The organism is Simplicispira sp. (assembly GCF_028687295.1).
GTDB classification, from domain to species: domain Bacteria; phylum Pseudomonadota; class Gammaproteobacteria; order Burkholderiales; family Burkholderiaceae_C; genus Simplicispira; species Simplicispira metamorpha.
Genome location: NZ_JAQUAL010000022.1, coordinates 22,500 through 29,177, shown reverse-complemented (window position 1 = coordinate 29,177; position 6,678 = coordinate 22,500). Strand labels below are relative to the sequence as shown.

Genomic DNA, 6,678 nt, shown 5'->3' with positions numbered 1-6,678 from the left:
AGCGCACCGTCTGGTGGCTGTTTGCGCCCCCGGCGCTGCTGGTGGGGCTGCGTTGGGTGTTGCAATGGCAAAGCGACCGCGCCCCGCAGCTGCCGGTGTTGCCGCTGACACCTTTTGTCGCCACGCAAGATGTCTGGGGCCTGCTGTGGCCGGTGCTGTGGACGCTGCTGGCGCTGTGCGCCAGCGTGGCGGGCACGCTGCTAGCGGCGCGCCGCTGGGGCTGGCGCCCGGTGGGCCGCGTCTGGATGGTGCTGTGGGTGGCCGCCTGCGTGGCGGGCACGGCGGCACTGCTGTGGCGCCACCTCAATGTGCGCGGCGTGCAGCCGCTGGCACCCGTGCAGGCCCAGGTGCTGGGCAGCCGCATCCTGGCGCCCAGCGCGCGCGGCTCCGGCGGCACGCAGCTGGTGCTGCGCATTGACACCCTGGAGCCACTGCAACAGGTGCTGATCGACGACCCGCAGGCCGCGCAGTGGCGCCCTGGCCAGCGCCTGGCGCTGCAATGGGCACGCGGGCGCTACAGCGGTTGGTTTGTTACTGGCTGGCAAGCAGCAGCGCCCCCCACCACCTCCCCGTGAAGGGGAGCCATCTCTCGGGAAAATCACGGATGAAACTGGCCATTCTCGACCGCGACGGCACTATCAACGCCTTGGGCGATGAGGACTTCATCGCCTCGCCCGCCGACTGGCAGCCGCTGCCCGGTGCGCTCGAAGCCATTGCCCGCCTCAACCATGCGGGCTGGCATGTGGTGGTGGCCACCAACCAGCCCGGCCTGGGGCGCGGCCTGTTCGACGTGGCTGCGCTCAACGCCATCCACGGCCTGATGCACAAGCAACTGGCGGCGCTGGGCGGGCGCATCGAGGCCATTTTTTACTGCCCCCACGCCCCCGACGAGGCCTGCACCTGCCGCAAGCCCGCCCCCGGCTTGCTGGAGCAGATTTGTGACCGCTACGGCGTCGATACCGACAAGGTGTGCGTGGTGGGCAGCTGCCCTGAGCACCTGCAAGCGGGCGCAGCGCTGGGTGCGGCGCTGCATCTGGTCGCCACGGGTGAAGCGGCAGCGCTGGACTGCGCTGCCCCGCTGGCGCCCCAATGGCCCCCCGGAACACGCCTGCACGCCAACCTGGGTGCCCTGGTCGAGCACCTGCTGACCCGGCCCACACCAGCATCTACAGCCATGCCCATGCCTGCGCTGGTATCGGCAGCGCAGCCATCGCCATAACGCTATCGAAAAGAGAGCTGTAGGCGCTTGTCCTGCAAGGTCTGGAGCCCTGAAACACCTCAAAATGGCCCTCATCCAACGCATGCTGGAGTGGTTGGAATGGCCCCCGGCGCCCGCTGTGCCAGCGCCCGTGCCAGCACCACCGGAATGGCCAGCGTCTGCACCGCCCGCACCTGAGCCGGGGCCGCCGCCACCGCATTGGCACCACCCGCAGGCCAACCGCCGCGTGCAGCTCCAAGGCACCGAGGTGGCCTATGTGCTGCACCGGGCGCAGCGGCGCAGCATAGGTTTTACGGTCGGGGCCGAGGGGTTGACAGTGCGTGCGCCTGCCCGTGCCACGCTGGCCACAGTCGATGCCGCCTTGCAGCACAAAGCCGCCTGGATACTGCGCAAGCTCCACGAGGTGCGCGAGCGTCAGCACCGCCAGGAACAAGCGCGCATCGTCTGGGGTGATGGCGCCGTGCTGCCCTACCTGGGCGCCCCGCTGCGGCTGGTACTGGCTCCGGCGGCCAGGGTGCCCCCGTCCGACCACAGCCTGCCCAGCGCGCCCCTGCACCACATCCCCGGCGACCCGCACCTGGCAACGCCAGCCGCACTGCCCCTGAACCTGCCCGCCCACGCCAGCCCAGAGCAGATTCGCGCCGCCGTGCAGGCCTGGCTGATGCGCCAGGCGCGGGCGCACTTCACCGCGCGGCTAGACCACTTTGCCCCGCTGCTGGGCGTGCGCTGGAGCCGCCTGCGCCTGTCCAGCGCCCAGACCCGCTGGGGCAGCGCCAAGGCCGATGGCTCCATCGCCCTGAACTGGCGCCTGCTGCACCACGCCCCCGCCGTCATCGACTACGTGGTGGCGCACGAGCTGGCCCACCTGCGCGTGATGGACCACAGCCCGCGCTTCTGGAGCACTCTGGCCACTGTGGTGCCCGACCACGCTGCGCTGCGCCGCCGCCTGCGCGACGAGAGCGTGCCGCGCTGGGATTGATGCTATCAAATAAATAGCTTGTAGCGCACTGTGTACGGGGCCTGGAGGGTGATTTGACCTGTTTATGGGGTGGCGGCCCTGCTTGCGCCCTCCCTGCTTCGCCATACAGTGCCCGCCGGGGAATGCACCGCGCTGCGCCACAATGGCCAGCTGCCGTGCCGGGGCGCTGCTGCCGCCAGTGCCAGTGCCTGGTGATGGCGTTCTGTTCCGTTTGTGCCAGCCGTTTTTGGAGCCACCCGCCGCCATGATTCCCCTGCAACTCTTCGACCCCGCCTCCAGCACCTACACCTATGTGCTGCACGACCCGGCCACGCGCGAGGCCCTCATCATCGACCCGGTGGACGCCCAGCTCGAACGCGATCTGGCCGCACTGCAAGCGCGTGGCCTGACGCTGCGCTGGGCGCTGGAAACCCACGCCCACGCCGACCACATCACCAGCGCCGGTCTGCTGGCCGAGCATACCGGCGCGCGCACCGCCGCCCCGGCGGGCTGCGGCATCGGCACCGCCGCCGTGCAGTTGCAGCACGGCGACGTGCTGGAGTTTGGTGCCGAGCGCCTGCGCGCGCTGCATACGCCGGGCCACACGGCGGGCAGCATGTCGTATGTCTGGCGCGAGCATGTGTTCACGGGCGATGCGCTGCTCATCAACGGCTGCGGGCGCACCGACTTCCAGTCGGGCGATGCGCACGCGCTCTACCGCAGCATCACCGAAGTGCTGTTTGCGCTGCCCGACTCCACCACCGTCTGGCCCGGCCACGACTACCAGGGCCGCAGCCACTCCACCATCGCCGCTGAAAAAGTGGGCAATGCGCGCGTGGCAGGCCGCAGCGAGGCCGAGTTCGTCCTGTTGATGCAAGGGCTGCACCTGCCGCGCCCGCAGCGCATGGACGAGGCCGTGCCTGCCAACCTGCAATCGGGCCTGCGCCACGATGCCGGTGCGGCGCTGTTGCAGGCCCCGCGCGCAGCCGAGGGCTATGCGGGCGATGTCTCGCCGCAACTGGCTTGGCAATGGGTGCAAAGCGGCGATGCCGTGCTGGTGGACGTGCGCACTGACGCCGAGCGCGAATGGGTGGGGCAGGTGCCCGGCGCCGCCGCCGTGGCCTGGAAGCAGTGGCCCGGCATGGCCATGAACCCCGACTTTGATGCGCAACTGCGCGCCGCCGTGCCTGCGGGGGCCCAGGTGCTGCTGCTGTGCCGCAGCGGCGTGCGCTCGATTGCCGCCGCCCGCCGTGCCACCGAGCTGGGCCTGATGGCCTACAACGTACTCGAAGGCTTCGAGGGCGACCCCGACAGCCAGGCCCAGCGTGGCCACCGGGGCGGCTGGCGCTTTCACGGCCTGCCCTGGCGCCAGGGCTGAGGCAGCGCGGGGTGAGGGCGAGGGGGCCGTGCGCTGCACGCCCTCTGCGTTCGGGCTGTGCTGGCGGCTCCTGCAACGCGGGGCACAGGCGAAAAAAAACGGACTGACACAGTCCGTTTGAGAGGGGGTGCGGTGCTTACAGCGCCGGAATGCGCAGCTTCTGGCCGGGGTAGATTTTGTCGGGGTGGGTGAGCATGGGCTTGTTGGCTTCGAAGATCACGGGGTATTTGTTGGCATCGCCGTAAAACTTCTTGGCAATGGCCGACAGCGTATCGCCACGCACCACGTCGTGGAACTGCGCCTGCGGCTCGGGGTGGGTCACGCTCATGAGGTTCTCGACGCTGGTCACGCTGGCGACGTTGCCGCAGCACAGGGTGACTTTTTCTTTGGCCGCTTGCGTTGGGGCCTCACCCTGCACAGTGACTTTGCCCTGGGTGGCGTCGTAGGCCACCTGCACGTTGCTCACGCCCAGATTTTGCGAGGCGATGTAGGCCGTAATGGCCTGCGCGGCTTTGGCATTGAGCTCGTCCTGGGACGGCGCAGCAGGCGTGGCCGCCTGGGCTTCTTTGCCGCCAAACAATTTTTCGCCCGCATCCTTGATGAAACTGAACAGACCCATGTCAAACCTCCTCGGATTGATGAAACAAGAGCGGCCACTGTAGCGGCAAAACACGGCAGTCCCGTGTCGGACGGCGGCGCGTGCTTCGGTGGCTACCCTGGCGGCGTTGGCCTGGGCGCAACGCGGGTGGCTCCATGCCCCCGACAAAACTCGTGATAATCCGCCGCATGACATTTTTGGCCATCGACGTCGGCAATACCCGCCTCAAGTGGGCCCTGTACGAGGCGCCCCGTCCGGGCGCGGCCTTGCTGGCGCAGGGCGCTGAGTTTCTGGACCACGTAGACCGCTTGGCCGAGGGCGGGTGGGCGCAGTTGCCTGCCCCCACGCGCATGCTGGGTTGCGTGGTGGCGGGCGATGCGATCAAGCGCCGCGTCGAAGAGCAGATGGAGCTGTGGGATGTGTCGGCCCAATGGGTGGTGTCGTCGGCGCAAGAGGCAGGTCTGACCAACGGCTACGACCACCCGGCGCGCCTGGGCTGCGACCGCTGGGTGGCCATGATCGGCGCACGCCAGCGCCTGCTGGCCCACGGGCCTGCGCGGCCTTTGGTGGTGGTGATGGTGGGCACGGCGGTGACGGTGGAGGCCATAGACACCGAGGGGCGCTTTCTGGGCGGGCTGATTCTGCCCGGCCACGGCATCATGCTGCGCGCGCTGGAGTCGGGTACGGCGGGCCTGCATGTGCCCACCGGCGAGGTGCGCCCCTTCCCCACCAACACCAGTGATGCCCTCACCAGCGGCGGCACCTACGCCATTGCCGGGGCCGTGGAGCGCATGGTGCAGCACGTGATACAGCACTGCGGCGCCGAGCCTGCCTGCATGATGACCGGAGGGGCAGGGTGGAAGATGGCGCCCAGCATGGGCCGCCACTTCGAGCTGGTGGACAACCTGATCTTTGATGGCCTGCTGGAGATCGCTGCGCGGCGTTTTGTGGTCTGAGCCCGCGCGGGTGGGTGGCGCAGGGCGTCAGTCTTCCAGTTCGGTGCGGGCCAGGTCCACGTCCAGGTGCTCCATGGCGTCTTGCGGCTCGCTGGCGGCTGCTTGTTCATACAGCGCAGTGGCCTCCTGCATCCGGGCATCGCCTTCAAGCATCACCATGGCATTGGCGTATTCGATGCGGGCAATGGCCGAGTCCGGGTTGAGCACCAGTGCCGTCTGAAACAGCTTGAGCCCAGTGTCCTTGCGTGCGCCGTAGGTCATGCCACCAATCAGTGCGCCGACTTTGTCGATCACTTCGGCATGGAATGCCCCCAGGGCAATGTGTGCATCGGCATGTGCGGGGGCCAGCGCAATGGTTCGCTCCAGGGCGTCCTTGACCTTGCTGCCCAGGCCTTGTGCCAGCGCCTTGGCTACGCTGATGCCCTGGCTGTAGCGGCCCAGTGCGTAGGCGTGCCAGTACCAGGCGTTGGCGTTCCTGGGCTCGCGGGCGGCCTGTGCAGCCGCGCGCTCGGCCACCTGCAAGAACAGGTCGAGGCGGGTTTTTTCCTTTTTTTCCAGGTAGTTGGCATGGATGGCGGTGGCCTTGTTGGCCACGGTAATGCCTGCGCCACCGGCGGCCAGGCCGGCTTCTGTCGCTTGCTGGAATTGGCCGTTATGGAACAAGACCCAGGCTTGGAGCACCGCGCCATCCTGGGGCACAGGCTCGGCATCGCCAGCGTGCAGGCGGGGCCACTTCTTTTTGAGGCTGGCGCTGTCGTATCGGTAGTGACCCGCGTGCGGGAAGGGGGGCCATGTCGCCATGTGGGCAGTCTCCTGTAATGGGGCGGGCAAGTGGTCGGGGTGGCGCACTGCCATCAGTCGTCTGTGGGCTGGTAGGCGCTGGCCAACGCCAGCAGATGGGCGCGCTGGCCCGATTCCAGGTACGGCATGAGCAGGTTCAGCACATGGTGGGCGCCGCGCAGCAGGGCGGCCTGTACGCTTTCGGGCTCCAGTGCGCGGCGCGGGTCGCGCACATATTCGAAGCTGAGCCAGTAGGTCAGCACCACCACCATGCTGGTGGCAACGGGCTTGACTTCGCGCGCGTCAATATGCATGGCGCCCGTGCGCTCCAGGGCATTGAGCAAGCCATGCACGGCTTGCACTTTGTTGTGGAGCACGCTCTGGAAGTGCGTCTCCAGGTGCCGGTTTTTGGACAGCAGGTCGTTGAGGTCGCGGTACAGAAACCGGTATTGCCATATCAGTTCGAACAATGTGTGCATGAAGAACCAGGCATCTTCGACGTGGCGCACGCTGTGGCTGGCGCCCAGCAGTTCGGTCAGCGCCTGTTCATAGCGGTCGAACAGCGCATTGATGATTTCATCTTTGGCCGGGTAGTGGTAGTAAAGGTTGCCGGGGCTGATGCGCAATTCAGCCGATATCAACGTGGTCGATACGTTGGGTTCGCCAAACCGGTTGAACAAGTCCAGCGTGACCTCCAGTATGCGTTCAGCGGTGCGGCGGGGCGCTTTTTTCACCATGGGCAAACCTCTTGCGACGGGCTGGGTGTGTCAGGCCATCCGTTCCTGATGT

General features: G+C 67.6%; 8 protein-coding genes and 1 pseudogene. 6 read left to right on the top strand and 3 right to left on the bottom strand.

What is annotated here, in order from left to right:
- The 5 genes and pseudogenes from PHX69_RS04505 to PHX69_RS04485 all read left to right on the top strand — a co-directional run.
- On the top strand, positions 1-575 hold a 575-nt coding region (locus PHX69_RS04505; protein ID WP_288042562.1), incomplete at its 5' end, for a hypothetical protein.
- Between the two features lie 29 nt (positions 576-604).
- Positions 605-1,219 carry a D-glycero-beta-D-manno-heptose 1,7-bisphosphate 7-phosphatase gene (gmhB, locus tag PHX69_RS04500; protein ID WP_288042561.1) on the top strand — a complete coding sequence of 205 codons (615 nt, stop codon included), beginning with the start codon at positions 605-607 and terminating at the stop codon, positions 1,217-1,219.
- A gap of 64 nt (positions 1,220-1,283) precedes the next feature.
- Positions 1,284-2,198, top strand: a complete 915-nt coding sequence (locus PHX69_RS04495; protein WP_288042560.1) for a M48 family metallopeptidase — start codon at positions 1,284-1,286, stop codon at positions 2,196-2,198.
- A 244-nt stretch (positions 2,199-2,442) separates the two neighbouring features.
- A pseudogene (locus tag PHX69_RS04490) lies at positions 2,443-3,123 on the top strand (MBL fold metallo-hydrolase); the annotation flags it as partial.
- Between the two features lie 18 nt (positions 3,124-3,141).
- Positions 3,142-3,555 carry a rhodanese-like domain-containing protein gene (locus PHX69_RS04485; RefSeq protein WP_374761685.1) on the top strand — a complete coding sequence of 138 codons (414 nt, stop codon included), beginning with the start codon at positions 3,142-3,144 and terminating at the stop codon, positions 3,553-3,555.
- A 136-nt stretch (positions 3,556-3,691) separates the two neighbouring features.
- Here the strand turns inward: PHX69_RS04485 and lysM are convergent, their stop codons facing one another.
- On the bottom strand, positions 3,692-4,174 hold the full coding sequence (lysM, locus tag PHX69_RS04480; RefSeq protein ID WP_288042558.1) for a peptidoglycan-binding protein LysM: 483 nt from the start codon (positions 4,172-4,174) through the stop codon (positions 3,692-3,694).
- Positions 4,175-4,341: 167 nt separating this feature from the next.
- Between lysM and PHX69_RS04475 the strand changes: the two genes are divergently transcribed.
- Positions 4,342-5,109, top strand: a complete 768-nt coding sequence (locus tag PHX69_RS04475; protein ID WP_119013652.1) for a type III pantothenate kinase — start codon at positions 4,342-4,344, stop codon at positions 5,107-5,109.
- A gap of 27 nt (positions 5,110-5,136) precedes the next feature.
- On the opposite strand, the gene PHX69_RS04470 is transcribed toward PHX69_RS04475, so the two are convergent.
- Together PHX69_RS04470 and PHX69_RS04465 are read right to left on the bottom strand one after the other, a co-directional pair.
- Positions 5,137-5,910: a tetratricopeptide repeat protein gene (locus PHX69_RS04470; RefSeq protein WP_288042557.1), complete on the bottom strand. Its 774-nt coding sequence runs from the start codon at positions 5,908-5,910 to the stop codon at positions 5,137-5,139.
- Between the two features lie 53 nt (positions 5,911-5,963).
- Positions 5,964-6,626: a TetR/AcrR family transcriptional regulator gene (locus PHX69_RS04465; protein ID WP_288042556.1), complete on the bottom strand. Its 663-nt coding sequence runs from the start codon at positions 6,624-6,626 to the stop codon at positions 5,964-5,966.
- Positions 6,627-6,678: the final 52 nt, after the last annotated feature.

Bases quoted from the DNA above. Each gene is read 5' to 3' on its own strand.
- PHX69_RS04465 (WP_288042556.1), bottom strand. From the start codon at position 6,626: ATGGTGAAAAAAGCGCCCCGCCGCACCGCTGAACGCATACTGGAGGTC.
- PHX69_RS04470 (WP_288042557.1), bottom strand. From the start codon at position 5,910: ATGGCGACATGGCCCCCCTTCCCGCACGCGGGTCACTACCGATACGAC.
- gmhB (WP_288042561.1), top strand. From the start codon at position 605: ATGAAACTGGCCATTCTCGACCGCGACGGCACTATCAACGCCTTGGGC.
- PHX69_RS04495 (WP_288042560.1), top strand. From the start codon at position 1,284: ATGGCCCTCATCCAACGCATGCTGGAGTGGTTGGAATGGCCCCCGGCG.
- lysM (WP_288042558.1), bottom strand. From the start codon at position 4,174: ATGGGTCTGTTCAGTTTCATCAAGGATGCGGGCGAAAAATTGTTTGGC.
- PHX69_RS04475 (WP_119013652.1), top strand. From the start codon at position 4,342: ATGACATTTTTGGCCATCGACGTCGGCAATACCCGCCTCAAGTGGGCC.